Origin of the sequence: Enterobacter cloacae complex sp. ECL72, assembly GCF_019056635.1 — a bacterium.
Classification (GTDB): Bacteria; Pseudomonadota; Gammaproteobacteria; order Enterobacterales; family Enterobacteriaceae; genus Enterobacter; species Enterobacter hormaechei_C.
In genome coordinates this window covers 2,685,671-2,701,933 of sequence record NZ_CP077659.1, presented here as the reverse complement: position 1 = coordinate 2,701,933, position 16,263 = coordinate 2,685,671, and the positions used below count along the sequence as shown (strand labels likewise).

Genomic DNA, 16,263 nt, shown 5'->3' with positions numbered 1-16,263 from the left:
TATGGAGAAATAGCATGAATCAATTAACCGCAAAGGGTGTTGTGACAATGTCCAGCCGTGAAATTGCCAGGCTGGTACAGAGCAAACATGGTGATGTGAAGCGCTCAGCTGAACGCCTTGCATCTGCTGGCATTTTAACCGCGCCGTTGGCGCACACCCCCTACACTCACCCGCAAAATGGGCAAACCTACGAGGAGTATTGGTTCAACAAACGTGATTCTCTGGTGATCGTCGCCAGGCTGTCGCCAGAATTTACCGCCGCTGTTGTCGATCGCTGGCAAGAGCTGGAGAACAGCCAGGCCGTAAGTGTCCCGCAAACATTGCCGGAGGCATTACGTCTCGCCGCGGATCTGGCCGAGCAGAAAGAACAACTCAGCCAGAAGTTAGCCGCTGCCGCGCCGAAAATTGAGTTTGTCGATCGGTATTGTACTGCCAAAGGCTCAATGTCTTTCCGCCAGGTGGCAAAGCTGTTGCAGGCCAATGAGACCGATTTCCGCTTGTTCCTCATTGAGAGCGACATTATGTACCGGCTCGGCGGGGTGCTGACACCGCGGCACCAGCACATTGCAGCCGGGCGGTTTGAAGTTAAAACTGGCACTTCGAGCGAAACTAACTACGCCTTTAGCCAGGCACGTTTTACACCCAAAGGCATCGAGTGGATCGGCGGCCTGTGGACGGCACACATCGCTAAGGGGCATGCCGCGTGAGAGGACTGTTTACTGCCGAGACTGTTCCGCGCCTTGGGCTGGTGGTGTTGAAGCCGGGTAGCGAACTGATGTCTCTGTTTCAACAGGGGCGTGTGCTGGTGGAGCCTCAGCCGAAAAGCATGGCTGGGCTTCCGTCGGGGCTCGTCCCTGATGCCAGGCAGCCGCTGGCAGAAGATAAGTCCCTCGAGGGATTCTTCACCGACGAGAGAGTTATCCGTGCAGCAGGCGGTTTGACCGCGTTGGAATCCTGGTTAGAGCGTAACGTGAAGGAATGCCAGTACCCGCACACTGATTATCACCATCATGAGCTGGTAACGATGCGACATCCCCCTGGATCAATGTTGCTCTGTTGGCATTGCGATAACCAGCTGCGCGAGCAAACCACCGCGGCGCTGGCAGAACTTGCCCGGCGTAATCTCATTAACTGGCTGATCGGTTCCATCCTGTCTTCGCTTGGCTACAACAACGAGCGTGAACTTTCCATCGGTGAATTGTGCTGGTGGGCCGTTTATTCAGGCATTGCCGATGCAATTACGGAAGGGATGGCCCAGCAAGCGCTTCGCTTACCGGGTGAGCCGTTTTTATCCGTATATCGAGAAAGTGACATTGTGCCGATGCCCCCGGCAAAAAGAATTTTGCAGAAGAAGGTCACCCCTGCGGTCACGGCTGCGAAATTAAAGCATGGAGCAAAACAGGAAGTAGCCTATGAACAGCCAAAGGTTCTAGCTCTGTATGCGGATCCTGAATCCCCTGAATCCTTCATGTTGCGTCCAAAACACCGCAGGTGGGTGAATGAGGACTATACCCGGTGGGTTAAAACCCAGCCCTGTGAAGGTTGCCGGCGGCCAGCGGATGATCCTCACCATGTCATTGGTCACGGCATGGGCGGTACCGCCACTAAAGCCCACGATTTGTTTGTGATCCCTCTGTGCAGAGAGTGTCACGACAAATTACATGCTGATGTTGCAGCGTTCGAGAAAAAACACGGTACCCAGCTGGAGCTGCTATTCCGATTTATGAATCGAGCGCTGGCGATCGGCGTAATAACAAAAGCGTAATTGTATGGAGCGCTGAGCATAATGAATTTACAAGAACTGGAATATACGCGGATTGAACTGCGCCGCGCGCTGGCGGATTTATCAGGATCGACAAAAGGACAGCTGCAGGCGTTCAGTGAGCATCCACCAGCAGATAAGAATAAATACCCTCGGCACCATCCTGAAATCGTCATGGAGGGTGGGGAAGGTTGTGGATCGAAGGTTGTAAAAACTCTGGCCACTCCGCTTTATGTTCTGGAGACAAGAAGCCGTCGACGCCCATTACCCCCTATGAAGGATGCCGAGTTTGCGAGTTCTGCGTGGCGCCGCTCGGTAAATGGCCTTGGAGAGCATCTGCAGGCGTGGGTCAGGTATTGCTATGGATATGATCTGTCTTTCCGGTACCAGACGTTGATGTGCCAGTACGTTTGGGCACAGTTTCAGCATCAGCAGGGCCGTAAGAAGCTCCAGGATAGAGTCACAAAAAAATTAGTGGGGCTTGTCTGGCTCGCGGCCCAGGAAGTTGCAGCATCACGCAATAACGATACGTACCAGGAATATGCGGGGGCGGCACTGGCCCGCATGGTGAGCGTGGAGCGTTCAACATGGCTCAGGGTATACGCTGCTCACTGGGCAGCATTTAAAGCAGCTTTCGTGGAAATGGACAGCCTGGCGTTACGTGAAAGCCTGGCGCGGTACGAAGAGTATGAAGAAGTGAAAGTGGTAGAAATGTGAAGTAAATTTCACTAACATCTTCAATCAGGCTTGCAAAATGCAACAAAATAAGCGATATTTGAAGCTAATTTGATATGTTGCCAAAAGTATATAAACCCGCCATTGAGCGGGTTTTTTAATGGCTATTTTCCCGGTCTTCTCGGGATGTCGGATTTTCCATTCGGATAATTGAGCGCCTCCAGATCCGGAGGCTTTCTGCTGTGAAAATGGGCGGCTGGTGGATGTTGGAGCACCCACCAGCCATCAGCTCATGCTTTCAGGTCACAAGCTAACCAAGGCCCACCGCTTTAGCGCAAAAGCATAGTGAGCCTATCAGAGTTACGCTTACTGATCTATGAAAAATACTGTAATTATAAACAGTGTTGAGTTAGTCAACGCTGATAGCCTGCAATACATCGCCACTATCCCTGATAACTCCATTGACCTGATAGTCACGGATCCGCCGTACTTCAAAGTGAAACCCAACGGCTGGGACAATCAATGGAAAGGGGATGAGGATTATCTTCGCTGGCTTGATATGTGCCTCGCACAATTCTGGCGAGTGCTAAAACCTGCTGGCAGTCTTTATCTTTTCTCCGGTCACCGCCTGGCGGCAGACATTGAGATCATGATGCGTGAGCGGTTCAACGTCCTGAACCACATCATCTGGGCTAAACCGTCGGGCCGCTGGAATGGCTGTAATAAAGAGAGCCTGCGCTCTTACTTCCCTGCAACAGAGCGCATCCTCTTCGCTGAGCATTACCAGGGGCCGTATAAACCAAAGAGCGACGGTTACGCAGAGAAGGGAAGCGAGCTGAAGCAGCATGTAATGGCTCCCCTCATTTCCTATTTCCGGGATGCACGTGAAGCGCTTGGCATATCTTCAAAACAAATCGCCGATGCGACAGGAAAGAAGAACATGGTGTCTCACTGGTTCAGCGGTAGCCAGTGGCAATTGCCGAATGAATCAGACTACCGGAAACTTCAGTCCCTGTTCACGCAGGTAGCCATCGAAAAGCACCAGAGTGGCGAACTGGCAACACCACACCACCAGCTGGTGGCTATGTGGCATTCGTTGAATCGCAAATATTCAGAGCTGCTCGAAGAGTACAAATCTCTTCGGCGGCATTTCTCTGTGACAGTAGCCGTGCCCTATACAGACGTCTGGACACATAAACCCGTCCAGTTCTATCCAGGCAAACACCCGTGCGAAAAGCCCGCTGATATGTTGCGGCAAATCATCAACGCCAGCAGCAGGCCCGGCGATGTGGTAGCTGATTTCTTTATGGGCTCGGGATCAACTGTTAAAGCAGCCATTGAACTGGGCCGCCAGGCTATCGGCGTAGAACTGGAAGAGGAACGTTTCAACCAGACGGTAAGTGAGGTAAGGCAGCTGGCAGGGGAATAAAAGCTTGGGTCGCTATCGCGGCCCTTTTTATTACCTCAACTGGACACCCGCAACGTAGCGAGGTGAGAGCATGTATCGCATGGAAAAAATAACCACTGGTGCTGCCTATGGCGCTTCAGCCGGGAGCATCCTAAACGGCATGCTTAATGCCTACAGCCCCGAGCAGTGGAACGCTATCGGCGTGCTGGTGGGTATCATCATTGCCGTACTGACGTATCTGACAAATCTCTATTTCAAGATCCGCGAAGACAACCGACGCAGCAGGAGCCGAGATGAACCCAACGTTGAGGAATAAGCTGGTGGGTGCCATCGTTGGCGGATCCGGAGCAATCACCATTGCTGCAGTAATGCTGGGCAATGCGGATGGGCTGGAAGGGCGGCGTTATTACGCCTATCAGGATGTGGTCGGCGTCTGGACTGTTTGCGATGGGCACACCGGTGCCGACATTCGCCGCGGTCACCGCTACACCGACAAAGAGTGCGACAACCTGCTGAAGGCAGATCTGCGAAAGGTGGCAAATGCTATCGACCCGCTGATCAAGGTTCGTATCCCTGAGCCTACCCGTGCAGCGCTTTACTCCTTTACCTACAACGTTGGCTCTGGTGCTTTTGCCAGCTCGACGCTGCTGAAGAAGCTGAACTCCGGAGACGTGCCGGGGGCATGCAAAGAACTGCGACGCTGGACGTATGCCGGTGGCAAGCAGTGGAAGGGGCTGATCACCCGGCGCGAGATTGAGCGTGAAGTCTGCGAGTGGGGCCAGAAATGAGCCGATTAACCGCAATCATCTGCGCTGTCGTTATCTGCCTGCTGGTTTCCATGGCCTGGGCGATTAACCACTACCGCGACAACGCCATCACCTACAAAGGCCAGCGCGATAAAGCCACTCAGAAGCTCATCCTGGCGAACGCCACCATCACCGACATGCAAAAACGTCAGCGTGATGTCGCTGCGCTCGATGCCAAATACACGAAGGAATTGTCCGATGCGAAAAAAACCATTAACGATTTGCGTCGGGATGTCGATTCTGGCGCTAAACGGCTGCGCATCGCCGCAACCTGCCCTGGAGTGTCAAAAGCCACCTCCGCCACCGGCGTGGATGATGCAGGAACCCCCGAACTTACTCCAGACGCTCGACGGAATTATTTCGATCACCGGGACGGAATCGCAACCGCTGACAAAATGATTCGCGGCATGCAGGACTACATCAAAGAGCAGTGTCTTAAGTGATTCGTCACCCAAATAACAGAGCCTGACTTCGGTCGGGCTTTTTTATGCCCGAATTTCACCGCGCACCGCAGCGCATTCAACCCACGTCGAACCATACCCTTTGAAATGAGCCTTTGAGGAAGTCAGTTAGTGCTGGCGAGCCTCGACGGGCTGATTTCCTATGCGGCAAAGGTTCATCTCAAAGAAAGGTACACGCTATGAATAATCCGTCAGTTATTCCGGCCTTCGACTTCCGCGAAATGGTCACGACCCTCGACAACAAGATAATCACCACATCACTCAAGGTGGCGGATTACTTTGGCAAGCGACACAAAGACGTTTTGCGTGCCATACGTAACCTGAAATGCTCCGATGACTTCACCCAGCGCAATTTTGCGCCCATTGATTTCATTGATAAAAATGGCGATGTTCAGCCTATGTATAACATCACCCGCGACGGATGCATGATGCTAGTGATGGGATTCACTGGCAAAACAGCTGCCGCAGTGAAGGAGTGTTACATCAATGCCTTCAACTGGATGGCCGAGCAGCTAAACCGGCGCATGGCGATGGGTGAAGAATTGCAGCATCGCTACGCCATCAAAGAAACGCGCTCAAAGCTGAAGGGAACGATCGGCAGCCGGTTGATGAACGAACGGAAGAAGGAAAAACGCGTGCTGAGGATCGAACATGAGCACATCATGCAGGTGACGCAGCCTGAGTTGCTGATTAGCTAAGCCGGCCATTACAAAGCTCACTTGCTGGTGGGCTTGATAATGGTTATTTCCCAAAAGGTAAAATCGTTCTAAAAGCCCTTCGTATCACGATGGGCTTGGTTAATTTAAATATATCATTAATTTCTAAAGATCCGACCCAAAGCAAGTAACGCTGCGCTTCTGGTTTCAGCGCCACCGTTCTCTGCGGCTTCTTTTAAGCAGTTGATTACTTCTTCCGTTGCTGGCGCACCTTCACCTAAGGCTTTAAGTGCTGCCGCTCTTGTGCTCGCTCCACCGGATTGAGTATTGCGGATAAGGAGATCGACTATATCTTGTGTCATGGCGTTTCCTATTCAGAGGTAATCAGCTATCCCTCCGGGCTTAAGTGCGCCAGTGTCCCAGTGTCCCACCACTGACGGGCTGAACTAACACCATATCGGGTAAATTAATAAAGTTCACGGGTAGGATGACAACCATAAATAGTAGGGGTTCATTCAACAAGTAGATGACATTGCAGCAGGCATTCGCTGAGTGACTGTGATAATGTTTTCGGACATATTATTCAAGGAGTTTATATGTCTGAATATCTTTTAACATGGGAATATTATGACCAGGACTGGAAGTTGCGTGAGAAAGGAAATTTTGTGATGAGGGTTAATAAAGGTGATTCTTTCTCAGATAACCTGACTGGTTACACCGAAGCGATGGCTGAAGCCAGAGGTGCAGAAAAGAACAGGGTCGTGGTTAGCTACTGCACAAAAATAAATTAGTCCTGAAACCAGCCTATAGCCTCGCACCTCGGGGCTTTTTAATGCGCATCGCTCGCGCACATCTAAGAAAGTCTTTCAGCTGTGAGACTGGGCAACCGTTAACTTTCGGTGGCTTTGCCGTGCAATAAAGCTTTACTAAACAGCATTCAGATTTATCCTAATAGCTCTTTAATAAAAGGAGTTAGGTTTATGAGAATTCTCTGGGCTATTTGTGTTGTATTCGGGGCTATTGGTTTTGTTCAAGGTATCGTTGGGGTTTTCGGCGCTGTCAGCGCGCCTCAGCAAGCAGCAGGAGCAGCCATGGGAGTTGCCTGGGCAGTAATTCCTTACTGCATTGTCCGAGCCATACAGCAGATGCGGCCGCAGGAAGTAGTGATTAAAAAAGAAGATTGATTATCATTATCCATATCAAACCAAGCCTCGCGTTAGCGGGGCTTTTTAATGTGCATCGTACGTGCAGATCGAAGAAGGTCTTTCAGATGTGAGCCTGGCCACTGCGGCGAAGCCGCGCTGCATGATATGGCCTACATTCAGCAACGAAAAACAGACGTTTAGATGTCTAAGTGATTGTTGGTGAATGTGTGTAAATGATAATCAATGTCATTATGGGTCCTTTCCGGCAATCCGCCCTGTTACGGGGCGGCGTCCGCGCAGATTCTCGCTATTTATGAAAATTTTCTGGTTTATGCCATTTCCGTTCTTCTTCTTGTTTTCTCATTGTTTTTGTTGAAAACATCCTTTCTCCAGAAAGGAAATGCTAAGCATGGAAAACGGAAGTTAACCGTTGATTGTTTCCTTTCTCTGTTTTGTGCCAGGAGTGAGCCATGGAGGTTAACAAAAAACGCTTATCCGAAATTTTCGGGGTGAGCGTCCGAACGATTCAGAACTGGCAGGAGCAAGGTATGCCGGTTGCCCGCGGTGGTGGCAAGGGTAATGAGGTTCTCTTTGAATCTGCTGCCGCAATCGAATGGTACAGTGCGCGCGATGCAGCCATAGAAAATGAAAAGTTGCGGAAGGAAGTTGAAGATCTCCGCATTGCTTCTGAGTCCGATCTTCAACCTGGCACGATTGAATATGAGCGACACCGACTTACGCGAGCTCAGGCTGACGCTCAGGAATTAAAAAATGCAAAAGAGTCCGCTGAAGTGGTGGAGACCGCATTCTGCACGTTCGTGCTGTCGCGGGTAGCCGGAGAAATTGCCAGCATTCTCGATGGAATACCTCTGTCGGTTCAGCGGCGCTTCCCGGAGCTGGAGAACCGACATATTGATTTCCTCAAGAAGGACATCATTAAGGCCATGAACAAAGCAGCTGCGCTGGATGAAATGATACCGGGGTTGCTGAGTGAATATATCGAACAGTCAGGTTAAGGGGCTGCAGCACTCTGCGCGGGCGGGGCTACGTTCGCTTTACCGGCCAGAACCGCAAACAGCGGTTGAATGGGCAGATGAGAATTACTATCTCCCGAAAGAGTCTGCCTACCAGGAAGGGCGCTGGGAAACACTGCCATTTCAGCGTGCAATTATGAATGCGATGGGCAACGACTATATCCGCGAAGTGAATGTCGTTAAATCTGCTCGTGTCGGCTACTCAAAAATGTTGCTCGGCGTTTACGCATATTTCATCCAGCATAAACAGCGTAACTCGCTAATATGGTTGCCAACCGACGGTGACGCTGAAAACTTCATGAAGTCTCATGTCGAACCGACCATTCGTGATATTCCGACGCTGTTGGCGCTTGCTCCCTGGTACGGCAAAAAACACCGGGACAATACGCTTAGCATGAAGCGTTTCTCAAATGGTCGTGGTTTCTGGTGCCTGGGCGGTAAGGCTGCAAAAAACTACCGTGAAAAATCCGTTGATGTGGCTGGCTACGACGAGCTTGCCGCTTTCGATGATGACATCGAGAAAGAAGGTTCTCCCACCTTTCTGGGAGATAAGCGTATTGAGGGTTCTGTATGGCCGAAATCCATTCGCGGCTCTACACCGAAAGTCAAAGGTACGTGCCAGATAGAAAGGGCTGCTAAGGAGTCAGAACATTTTCTTCGGTTCCATGTTCCATGCCCACACTGCGGGGAAGAGCAGTATCTGAAATTTGGCGATGAAGAGACACCATTTGGCTTTAAATGGTCTCCGGGAGAACCTTCCAGCGTTTACTACCTCTGTGAACACAATGCCTGTGTGATTAAACAACAGGAGCTGGACTTCCTTGAGGCCAGGTATATTTGTGATGAAACAGGTATCTGGACGCGAGACGGCCTTAACTGGTTTGCTTCATCCGGTACTGAAATTGAACCTCCTGACAGCGTTACATTCCACATCTGGACCGCTTACAGCCCGTTCACAACTTGGGTGCAGATCGTCAAGGACTGGATAAAAACAAAAGGTGATACGGGTAAGCGCAAAACCTTCGTTAACACGACCTTGGGCGAAACGTGGGAACCGAAAATAGGCGAACGACCCGATGCTGAAGTTTTAGCGGAGCGCAAAGAGCACTTTGAAGCGTCTGTGCCGGAGCGAGTGGCATATCTAACAGCGGGTATTGACTCCCAGCTTGACCGTTACGAAATGCGTGTATGGGGATGGGGACCGGGAGAGGAAAGCTGGCTTATCGACAAAATCATCGTTATGGGTCGTCATGATGATGAGTCGACTCTCGATCGAGTGGATGAGGCGATCAACAGGACATATAAGCGCCAGAACGGTCTCGAAATGGTTATATCCCGCACTTGCTGGGATATTGGCGGCATTGATCCCACCATCGTCTACAACCGCTCAAAAAAACATGGTCTGTTTCGTGTGATCCCTATAAAGGGTGCGTCGGTTTATGGAAAGCCGGTGGCGAACATGCCACGCAAGCGTAACAAGAGTGGCGTTTACCTCACTGAGGTAGGAACAGACACCGCAAAAGAGCAGATTTATAACCGTTTCACGCTGGTGGCGCAAAGAGACGAGCCGCTGGCTGGAGCGGTTCATTTCCCGAATAACCCAGAAATCTACGATCTAACCGAGGCCCAACAACTAACTGCTGAAGAGCAGGTGGAAAAATGGGTAGACGGAAAGAAAAAGATCGTCTGGGACAGCAAAAAACGACGAAATGAGGCGCTCGATTGCTTTGTTTATGCACTGGCGGCGCTTCGTATCAGCATATCCCGCTGGCAGCTAAATCTTGATTCACTTCTGGCCAGCCTGCTGGAGGAAGAAGGCAGCCGTAACAATAACAAGACCCTGGCGGATTACGCGCGGGCATTATCTGGAGATGAATAATGGCAACACAGACTGAACTGGATGCCGCGCGCGCTGCGTTACATGACCTGATGATGGGAAAGCGCGTGGCGACGGTACAGAAAGACGGTCGAAGAGTGGAATTTACAGCCACATCAGTCAGCGATCTCAAAAAATATATTGCTGACCTTGAATCTCAGGTTGGTACCACATCACGACGCCGGGGGCCAGCAGGGTTTTACGTATGAAAATACCATCTTTAGTGGGACCTGACGGGAAAACATCCCTTCGGGAATACGCGGGATATCATGGTGGTGGTGGCGGGTTTGGTGGGCAGCTGCGGGGCTGGAATCCGCCGAGTGAAAGTGCAGATGCCGCACTCCTTCCCAACTATTCTCGTGGAAATGCCCGCGCTGACGATCTGGTGCGAAATAATGGCTATGCAGCAAACGCCGTGCAGCTCCACCAGGACCACATCGTCGGGTCATTTTTCAGACTCAGTTATCGACCGAGCTGGCGCTATCTTGGCATCAATGAGGAGGATTCACGCGCATTTTCTCGGGATGTGGAAGCCGCCTGGAATGAGTATGCCGAAGATGACTTCTGCGGGATTGATGCCGAACGCAAGCGAACGTTTACGATGATGATTCGTGAAGGTGTAGCAATGCATGCGTTTAACGGTGAATTATGCATGCAGGCGACATGGGACAGCGATTCAACGCGTCTTTTCCGTACTCAGTTCAAAATGGTTAGTCCGAAGCGCGTCAGTAATCCAAACAACATCGGTGATACCCGGAACTGTCGCGCCGGGGTAAAAATCAATAATAGTGGTGCTGCGCTGGGATATTACGTCAGCGATGACGGTTATCCTGGTTGGATGGCGCAGAACTGGACCTACATACCTCGCGAGCTCCCCGGAGGGCGCCCCTCTTTTATCCATGTCTTCGAACCGATGGAGGACGGACAGACCCGTGGAGCCAATGCGTTTTACAGCGTTATGGAGCAGATGAAAATGCTCGATACCCTGCAAAACACCCAGCTCCAGAGTGCGATAGTGAAGGCCATGTATGCTGCCACCATCGAGAGCGAGCTGGATACGCAGACGGCGATGGATTTCATTCTCGGCGCGGATAATAAAGAGCAGCAGAGCAAACTGACGGGCTGGCTCGGTGAAATGGCGTCCTATTACTCAGCTGCGCCGGTTCGCCTGGGTGGGGCAAGGGTTCCACACCTGTTGCCGGGTGATTCTCTCAACCTTCAGTCGGCGCAGGATACCGATAACGGCTACTCGACTTTTGAACAGTCACTGCTGCGCTATATTGCCGCTGGGCTGGGTGTGTCGTATGAGCAGCTTTCGCGAAATTATTCTCAGATGAGTTACTCGACTGCGCGCGCAAGCGCTAACGAGTCATGGGCGTACTTCATGGGCCGTCGCAAGTTTGTGGCATCCCGACAGGCCTGTCAGATGTTTCTTTGCTGGCTGGAAGAGGCAATTGTCCGCCGCGTGGTCACACTTCCTTCAAAAGCCAGATTCAGCTTTCAGGAAGCGAGAACAGCCTGGGGAAATGCCAACTGGATCGGCTCAGGCCGCATGGCTATTGACGGGCTGAAAGAGGTACAGGAAGCCGTCATGCTCATCGAGGCTGGTCTCAGTACGTATGAGAAAGAATGCGCCAAACGCGGTGATGATTATCAGGAAATTTTTGCCCAGCAGGTCCGGGAAACCATGGAGCGTCGTGCTGCGGGTCTGAACCCACCGGCATGGGCCGCTGCCGCTTTTGAGGCTGGAGTGAAAAAATCAAACGAGGAGGAGCAAGATGGCGCACGAGCTGCGTAATCTTCCGCATATCGCCAGTATGGCCTTTAATGAGCCACTTATGCTTGAACCCGCTTACGCGCGGGTTTTCTTTTGTGCACTGGCTGGCCAGCTGGGCATCACCCGGCTGACAGATACCGTCTCTGGCATCACGCTTGACGCCGGACAAATAGCCGAACCGCTGGCGCTGTTTGGTGAAGATGATGACATGGATACCCGACCATCGCGCACCTATCAGGTGGCAAATGGTATCGCGGTATTGCCGGTTTCCGGCACGCTGGTGAGTAAAACCCGTGCGCTGCAGCCTTATTCCGGCATGACGGGTTACAACGGAATTATCGCACGCCTGCAGCAGGCTATCAGTGATCCCGGCGTCGACGGCATTCTGCTGGATATGGATACGCCGGGGGGAATGGTGTCCGGGGCGTTTGACTGCGCCGACATTATAGCCCGTATGCGCGATATCAAACCCATCTGGGCGCTGGCCAATGACATGAACTGCAGTGCAGGACAACTTATTGCCAGTTCAGCATCGCGACGGCTGGTTACGCAAACGGCCAGAACTGGCTCCATCGGGGTCATGATGGCGCATAGCAACTATGGTGCTGCGCTCAAAACTAACGGCGTTGAGGTCACGCTGATTTACAGCGGCGATCACAAGGTCGACGGCAACCCTTACGAAAAACTTCCGGAAGATGTGCGTGCTGATTTCCAGACACGTATCGATGCCACTCGTCAGATGTTTGCCGAAAAGGTTTCCGCTTATACCGGCATGTCCGTTCAGGACGTTCTTGACACCGAAGCGGCAGTATTCTCCGGCCAGGAGTCAGTGGACAACGGGCTGGCGGATGAACTTGTTAACAATACCGATGCGCTCGGCGTGATGCGCGAAGCACTCGACAGACGCAAAAAAACAACCATTGGAGGAACTATGCCATCACCTTCTGCATCTGCAGCGACCAACAATCCAGCCGACCAGGCATCTACTCAGACTACTACTTCAGCTGAACAGCTCACTGACGCTGACACGACCACTGCTGCCATAGCGGCCCCTGCAGACGTCAGTGCGCAGGTCTCTGCAGCAGTAGCTGCAGAGAATAGCCGCATCATGGGCATCCTGAACTGCGACGAGGCGAAAGGGCGTGAGTCACAGGCGCGTGCACTGGCCGAAACGCCGGGTATGACGGTAGAGAGCGCACAGCGCATTCTGGCTGCCGCACCGCAAAGTGCCCAGGCGCGGACCGACACGGCGCTGGATCGTTTGATGGAAACAGCACCAGGCGCACTCGCAGCAGGCAGCGCATCTGCCGATGCCGCTGACGATTTGTTAAACACCCCCGTTTAAGAGGCTATCATGGCAATTACCGAAGTTTTCACACATAACCAGCCGCTCGGTAACAGCGACCCGGCTCACACTGCGTATGGTCCTGGCGAACTAACGGCTTCCACCCCAGCCATGACACCGCTCATGCTGGATGCTACTTCTGGCAAGCTGACCGTATGGGACGGCGCTAACGCCGGCGCGGCAACAGGCATCCTGGCAGTGACAGCTGACCAGAACAGCGTAGAGCTGGCGTATTACAAATCCGGCTCTTTCCGTATTGAAGACGTCCTCTGGCCAGCTGCCGTCACCGACGAAAATATCAAGCGTAACGCGTTCGCCGGAACTGCTATCAGTATTGTTTAATCCGCGTTTTTACAACCATCATCATTCATAAAAGCCGCCTGCGCGGCTTTTTTTACGGGAAAAATCTATGTCTGTTTATACAACTGCTCAGCTGCTGGCGGTCAATGAGAAGAAATTCAAATTCGATCCGCTCTTCCTGCGCATCTTTTTCCGCGAAACCTATCCCTTCAGTACAGAGAAGGTTTACCTGTCGCAAATTCCTGGCCTGGTCAATATGGCGCTGTACGTTTCGCCGATTGTCTCCGGCAAAGTGATCCGCTCACGTGGCGGCAGCACATCTGAATTCACGCCGGGTTATGTGAAGCCGAAACACGAAGTCAACCCACTGATGACCCTTCGCCGTCTGCCTGATGAGGACCCTCAGAATCTCGCTGACCCGGTCTATCGCCGTCGCCGTATCATCCTCCAGAACATGAAGGATGAAGAGCTTGCTATTGCGCAGGTCGAAGAGAAACAGGCTGTTTCGGCAGTGCTCAGCGGTAAATACACCATGACCGGTGATGCGTTTGAACCTGTAGAAGTGGATATGGGCCGCAGTGCTGGTAACAACATTGTCCAGGCCGGTGCGGCAGCGTGGTCCACCCGAGACAAAGAAACGTATGACCCGACCGATGACATTGAAGCCTACGCGCTCAACGCCAGCGGTGTGGTCAACATCATTGTGTTCGATCCAAAGGGCTGGGCGTTGTTCCGTTCCTTCAAGGCTGTAGAGAAGAAACTGGACACGCGTCGTGGTTCTAACTCTGAGCTGGAAACCGCCGTGAAAGATCTGGGTATGGCTGTTTCATACAAGGGGATGTATGGCGATGTGGCCATCGTGGTGTACTCCGGCCAGTACGTCGAAAACGATGTCAAAAAGAACTATCTGCCGGACCTGACAATGGTGCTGGGGAATACCCAGGCTCGCGGCCTGCGTACATATGGTTGCATTCTTGATGCTGATGCCCAGCGCGAAGGTATCAATGCCTCGACACGCTACCCGAAAAACTGGGTGCAGTCGGGCGATCCGGCGCGTGAATTCACCATGATTCAGTCAGCTCCGCTGATGCTGCTGCCGGACCCTGACGCATTCGTGTCCGTCAAGCTGGCATAAATCCCCCCCTGTGGCCCTGTCGGGCCACCTTTCTGGAGTATTTCCCATGACAGAAAAAGAAAAGCTGATTGCTCGGCTGAATGAACTTGGTACCCAGCTTAACCGTGAAGTCAGCACCAGCGGCACCATTCAGGAACTTACGATGCGTATTGCTGAGCTTGAAGAGGAGCTGGACGGAGACGCCATCTCGGTTGACGGCGAAAGCGACGGGCAGAATGCTGCCGACAGCACCGACAGCACCGACAGCACCGACAGCACCGACAGCACCGACAGCACCGACAGCACCGACAGCACCGACAGCACCGACAGCACCGACAGCACCGACAGCACCGACAGCACCGGCAGCGATGTTACAGACGCAGCAAAAGTAAAAACGGGAGCGGGCACAACGGGTGAGCGGGTATCAGTAGAAACGCTGGCAACCCTGCATGTTGACGCACTACATGCCACGCGCAACGAACCGGTATCCATCGTTGAGCCCCGTGTGATTATCCGCGTATCCGAAAAGGATGCAGACGAGCTGATCGCAAAGGGGCTGGCTCGCGAAGTCTGAAGGGGGCCACATGGCTGATTTCGATAATCTCTTTGATGAGGCCATGTCGCGAGCTGATGGCACTATCCGCAGTGTGATGGGCACAGAGGCAAAGGTGATGTCAGGGGTATTGTCTGGCATCACGCTGGTCGGTGTTTTTGATGATCCAGAAAACATCGGTTATGCCAGTGCCGGGATTCGTGTTGAAGGTACCAGCCCGACGCTGTTTGTTAAAACCTCCACTGTCAGCCAGCTGCAGCGCATGGACAAACTGACGATTAACGGGCGGCAATTCTGGGTGGATCGTGTTGGTCCGGATGACTGTGGATCCTGTCACATCTGGCTGGGTAACGGCTCTCCGCCAGCTTCTTCTCGTCGCCGTTAAGGAGCGCCTATGTCAATAAAAGGCCTTGAACAGGCGATAGAAAACCTTAACAGCATCAGTAAAACGGCTGTCCCGCGTGCGTCGGCGCAGGCTGTTAACCGCGTGGCAAACCGGGCCGTCAGCCGCAGCGTGGCAGTCGTATCAAAAGATACGCGCGTACCGCGAAAACTGGTAAAGCAACGTGCCAGGGTGAAGCGTGCCACGGTCAATAAACCTCGCGCGCTTATCCGTGTAAACCGGGGCAATTTACCGGCTATTAAACTCGGTACCGCAAGCGTGCGACTTTCCCGCAGAAAACGGGACAAGAAAGGGGCCAACAGCGTTCTGCGTATAGGGCCGTTCCGTTTTCCGGGCGGTTTTATCCAGCAGCTTAAAAATGGCCGCTGGCATGTCATGAGGCGGACGTCAAAACCCCGTTACCCCATTGAAGTGGTCAGCATCCCGCTGGCAGCTCCATTAACTACGGCGTTTAAAGAAGAACTGCCAAAGCTTATGGAGTCAGATATGCCCAAAGAACTGCGGGCATCCCTTACCAACCAACTCAGGTTAATTCTGACACGATGAAACACAGCGATATTCGCAAGGTGATTATTGACGCGCTGGAGAGCGCGATTGGTACTGACGCCATTTATTTTGACGGCAGACCTGCAGTGCTCGAAGAGGGTGATTTTCCCGCTGTTGCCGTTTACCTGACAGATGCGGAATACACCGGGGAAGAACTGGACGCCGACAGCTGGCAGGCCATTCTGCATATCGAAGTCTTTCTTGAGGCTCAGGTACCTGATTCTGAGCTGGATGACTGGATGGAGACGCGAGTGTATCCGGTTCTCGCAGAGGTTCCGGGGCTTGAATCCCTTATCACCACAATGGTTCAGCAGGGCTATGACTACCAGCGCGATGACGATATGGCGCTGTGGAGTTCTGCGGACCTGAAATATTCCATTACTTACGACATGTGAGGACCCT

General features: G+C 52.5%; 22 protein-coding genes. 21 read left to right on the top strand and 1 reads right to left on the bottom strand.

Translation table 11 applies throughout. From position 1 onward, the window contains the following. Positions 1 to 14 precede the first annotated feature (14 nt). The 8 genes from KTH07_RS13110 to KTH07_RS13075 all read left to right on the top strand — a co-directional run bounded on the left by KTH07_RS13110 (position 15) and on the right by KTH07_RS13075 (position 5,810). Positions 15 to 707: a phage antirepressor KilAC domain-containing protein gene (locus KTH07_RS13110; RefSeq protein ID WP_075606795.1), complete on the top strand. Its 693-nt coding sequence runs from the start codon at positions 15 to 17 to the stop codon at positions 705 to 707. After that, on the top strand, positions 704 to 1,765 hold the full coding sequence (locus KTH07_RS13105) for a DUF968 domain-containing protein (protein WP_075606796.1): 1,062 nt from the start codon (positions 704 to 706) through the stop codon (positions 1,763 to 1,765). The genes KTH07_RS13110 and KTH07_RS13105 overlap by 4 nt, the downstream gene beginning before the upstream one ends. A 21-nt stretch (positions 1,766 to 1,786) precedes the next feature. Next, complete coding sequence (locus KTH07_RS13100) at positions 1,787 to 2,479, top strand: bacteriophage antitermination protein Q (RefSeq protein ID WP_075606797.1); 693 nt, start codon at positions 1,787 to 1,789, stop codon at positions 2,477 to 2,479. A 334-nt stretch (positions 2,480 to 2,813) separates the two neighbouring features. Continuing rightward, positions 2,814 to 3,866, top strand: coding sequence for a DNA methyltransferase (locus KTH07_RS13095; protein WP_075606798.1), 1,053 nt, complete (start codon positions 2,814 to 2,816; stop codon positions 3,864 to 3,866). 70 nt (positions 3,867 to 3,936) lie between these two features. Continuing rightward, positions 3,937 to 4,161 carry a class II holin family protein gene (locus KTH07_RS13090; RefSeq protein WP_023622516.1) on the top strand — a complete coding sequence of 75 codons (225 nt, stop codon included), beginning with the start codon at positions 3,937 to 3,939 and terminating at the stop codon, positions 4,159 to 4,161. Next, complete coding sequence (locus KTH07_RS13085) at positions 4,139 to 4,633, top strand: lysozyme (RefSeq protein ID WP_075606799.1); 495 nt, start codon at positions 4,139 to 4,141, stop codon at positions 4,631 to 4,633. The genes KTH07_RS13090 and KTH07_RS13085 overlap by 23 nt, the downstream gene beginning before the upstream one ends. Beyond that, entirely contained in the window at positions 4,630 to 5,094 is a 465-nt protein-coding gene (locus tag KTH07_RS13080; RefSeq protein WP_062676970.1) for a lysis protein, read from the top strand. Before KTH07_RS13085 ends, KTH07_RS13080 begins: the two co-directional genes overlap by 4 nt. Positions 5,095 to 5,291: 197 nt before the next feature. Then, positions 5,292 to 5,810 carry a Rha family transcriptional regulator gene (locus tag KTH07_RS13075; RefSeq protein ID WP_075606800.1) on the top strand — a complete coding sequence of 173 codons (519 nt, stop codon included), beginning with the start codon at positions 5,292 to 5,294 and terminating at the stop codon, positions 5,808 to 5,810. Between the two features lie 116 nt (positions 5,811 to 5,926). Here KTH07_RS13075 and KTH07_RS13070 read toward each other — a convergent pair whose 3' ends face one another. Further along, positions 5,927 to 6,130, bottom strand: coding sequence for a hypothetical protein (locus KTH07_RS13070; RefSeq protein ID WP_062676968.1), 204 nt, complete (start codon positions 6,128 to 6,130; stop codon positions 5,927 to 5,929). Positions 6,131 to 6,364: 234 nt separating this feature from the next. On the opposite strand from KTH07_RS13070, the gene KTH07_RS13065 reads away from it, so the two are divergent. From KTH07_RS13065 to KTH07_RS13005, 13 genes are all read left to right on the top strand, one after another. Next, on the top strand, positions 6,365 to 6,559 hold the full coding sequence (locus tag KTH07_RS13065) for a hypothetical protein (RefSeq protein ID WP_062676967.1): 195 nt from the start codon (positions 6,365 to 6,367) through the stop codon (positions 6,557 to 6,559). A gap of 189 nt (positions 6,560 to 6,748) precedes the next feature. Then, positions 6,749 to 6,952, top strand: coding sequence for a hypothetical protein (locus KTH07_RS13060; protein WP_023292741.1), 204 nt, complete (start codon positions 6,749 to 6,751; stop codon positions 6,950 to 6,952). Positions 6,953 to 7,383: 431 nt separating this feature from the next. After that, positions 7,384 to 7,929, top strand: a complete 546-nt coding sequence (locus tag KTH07_RS13055) for a terminase small subunit (protein ID WP_016063400.1) — start codon at positions 7,384 to 7,386, stop codon at positions 7,927 to 7,929. After that, the gene (locus KTH07_RS13050; RefSeq protein ID WP_057072067.1) at positions 7,904 to 9,826 is read left to right on the top strand and encodes a phage terminase large subunit family protein; all 1,923 of its coding nucleotides are present in this window, start codon (positions 7,904 to 7,906) and stop codon (positions 9,824 to 9,826) included. Before KTH07_RS13055 ends, KTH07_RS13050 begins: the two co-directional genes overlap by 26 nt. Next, positions 9,826 to 10,032, top strand: a complete 207-nt coding sequence (locus KTH07_RS13045; protein ID WP_000235410.1) for a phage head-tail joining protein — start codon at positions 9,826 to 9,828, stop codon at positions 10,030 to 10,032. The genes KTH07_RS13050 and KTH07_RS13045 overlap by 1 nt, the downstream gene beginning before the upstream one ends. After that, positions 10,029 to 11,621 (top strand): phage portal protein, encoded by a 1,593-nt coding sequence (locus KTH07_RS13040; RefSeq protein ID WP_057072068.1) that lies wholly within the window; start codon positions 10,029 to 10,031, stop codon positions 11,619 to 11,621. Before KTH07_RS13045 ends, KTH07_RS13040 begins: the two co-directional genes overlap by 4 nt. Continuing rightward, positions 11,602 to 12,945, top strand: coding sequence for a S49 family peptidase (locus KTH07_RS13035; RefSeq protein WP_057072069.1), 1,344 nt, complete (start codon positions 11,602 to 11,604; stop codon positions 12,943 to 12,945). Before KTH07_RS13040 ends, KTH07_RS13035 begins: the two co-directional genes overlap by 20 nt. Before the next feature lie 9 nt (positions 12,946 to 12,954). Continuing rightward, positions 12,955 to 13,287 carry a head decoration protein gene (locus KTH07_RS13030; protein ID WP_057072070.1) on the top strand — a complete coding sequence of 111 codons (333 nt, stop codon included), beginning with the start codon at positions 12,955 to 12,957 and terminating at the stop codon, positions 13,285 to 13,287. Positions 13,288 to 13,354: 67 nt separating this feature from the next. Next, complete coding sequence (locus KTH07_RS13025; RefSeq protein ID WP_057072071.1) at positions 13,355 to 14,380, top strand: major capsid protein; 1,026 nt, start codon at positions 13,355 to 13,357, stop codon at positions 14,378 to 14,380. 46 nt (positions 14,381 to 14,426) lie between these two features. Further along, positions 14,427 to 14,933 (top strand): DNA-packaging protein FI, encoded by a 507-nt coding sequence (gpFI, locus tag KTH07_RS13020; protein ID WP_075606801.1) that lies wholly within the window; start codon positions 14,427 to 14,429, stop codon positions 14,931 to 14,933. A 10-nt stretch (positions 14,934 to 14,943) separates the two neighbouring features. Continuing rightward, positions 14,944 to 15,297, top strand: a complete 354-nt coding sequence (locus KTH07_RS13015; protein WP_033487188.1) for a head-tail joining protein — start codon at positions 14,944 to 14,946, stop codon at positions 15,295 to 15,297. 9 nt (positions 15,298 to 15,306) lie between these two features. Beyond that, positions 15,307 to 15,861 (top strand): phage tail protein, encoded by a 555-nt coding sequence (locus KTH07_RS13010; protein WP_016063408.1) that lies wholly within the window; start codon positions 15,307 to 15,309, stop codon positions 15,859 to 15,861. Beyond that, positions 15,858 to 16,256, top strand: coding sequence for a phage minor tail U family protein (locus KTH07_RS13005; RefSeq protein ID WP_033487187.1), 399 nt, complete (start codon positions 15,858 to 15,860; stop codon positions 16,254 to 16,256). The genes KTH07_RS13010 and KTH07_RS13005 overlap by 4 nt, the downstream gene beginning before the upstream one ends. The last annotated feature ends 7 nt before the right edge of the window (positions 16,257 to 16,263 follow it).

What these genes read in the sequence shown, in the direction of transcription:
- KTH07_RS13015 (WP_033487188.1), top strand. Translation starts at nt 14,944, where the DNA reads ATGGCTGATTTCGATAATCTCTTTGATGAGGCCATGTCGCGAGCTGAT.
- KTH07_RS13075 (WP_075606800.1), top strand. Translation starts at nt 5,292, where the DNA reads ATGAATAATCCGTCAGTTATTCCGGCCTTCGACTTCCGCGAAATGGTC.
- KTH07_RS13030 (WP_057072070.1), top strand. Translation starts at nt 12,955, where the DNA reads ATGGCAATTACCGAAGTTTTCACACATAACCAGCCGCTCGGTAACAGC.
- KTH07_RS13040 (WP_057072068.1), top strand. Translation starts at nt 10,029, where the DNA reads ATGAAAATACCATCTTTAGTGGGACCTGACGGGAAAACATCCCTTCGG.
- KTH07_RS13110 (WP_075606795.1), top strand. Translation starts at nt 15, where the DNA reads ATGAATCAATTAACCGCAAAGGGTGTTGTGACAATGTCCAGCCGTGAA.
- KTH07_RS13095 (WP_075606798.1), top strand. Translation starts at nt 2,814, where the DNA reads ATGAAAAATACTGTAATTATAAACAGTGTTGAGTTAGTCAACGCTGAT.
- KTH07_RS13070 (WP_062676968.1), bottom strand. Translation starts at nt 6,130, where the DNA reads ATGACACAAGATATAGTCGATCTCCTTATCCGCAATACTCAATCCGGT.
- KTH07_RS13090 (WP_023622516.1), top strand. Translation starts at nt 3,937, where the DNA reads ATGTATCGCATGGAAAAAATAACCACTGGTGCTGCCTATGGCGCTTCA.
- KTH07_RS13045 (WP_000235410.1), top strand. Translation starts at nt 9,826, where the DNA reads ATGGCAACACAGACTGAACTGGATGCCGCGCGCGCTGCGTTACATGAC.
- KTH07_RS13010 (WP_016063408.1), top strand. Translation starts at nt 15,307, where the DNA reads ATGTCAATAAAAGGCCTTGAACAGGCGATAGAAAACCTTAACAGCATC.
- KTH07_RS13055 (WP_016063400.1), top strand. Translation starts at nt 7,384, where the DNA reads ATGGAGGTTAACAAAAAACGCTTATCCGAAATTTTCGGGGTGAGCGTC.
- KTH07_RS13060 (WP_023292741.1), top strand. Translation starts at nt 6,749, where the DNA reads ATGAGAATTCTCTGGGCTATTTGTGTTGTATTCGGGGCTATTGGTTTT.
- KTH07_RS13100 (WP_075606797.1), top strand. Translation starts at nt 1,787, where the DNA reads ATGAATTTACAAGAACTGGAATATACGCGGATTGAACTGCGCCGCGCG.
- KTH07_RS13005 (WP_033487187.1), top strand. Translation starts at nt 15,858, where the DNA reads ATGAAACACAGCGATATTCGCAAGGTGATTATTGACGCGCTGGAGAGC.
- gpFI (WP_075606801.1), top strand. Translation starts at nt 14,427, where the DNA reads ATGACAGAAAAAGAAAAGCTGATTGCTCGGCTGAATGAACTTGGTACC.
- KTH07_RS13080 (WP_062676970.1), top strand. Translation starts at nt 4,630, where the DNA reads ATGAGCCGATTAACCGCAATCATCTGCGCTGTCGTTATCTGCCTGCTG.
- KTH07_RS13065 (WP_062676967.1), top strand. Translation starts at nt 6,365, where the DNA reads ATGTCTGAATATCTTTTAACATGGGAATATTATGACCAGGACTGGAAG.
- KTH07_RS13035 (WP_057072069.1), top strand. Translation starts at nt 11,602, where the DNA reads ATGGCGCACGAGCTGCGTAATCTTCCGCATATCGCCAGTATGGCCTTT.
- KTH07_RS13025 (WP_057072071.1), top strand. Translation starts at nt 13,355, where the DNA reads ATGTCTGTTTATACAACTGCTCAGCTGCTGGCGGTCAATGAGAAGAAA.
- KTH07_RS13085 (WP_075606799.1), top strand. Translation starts at nt 4,139, where the DNA reads ATGAACCCAACGTTGAGGAATAAGCTGGTGGGTGCCATCGTTGGCGGA.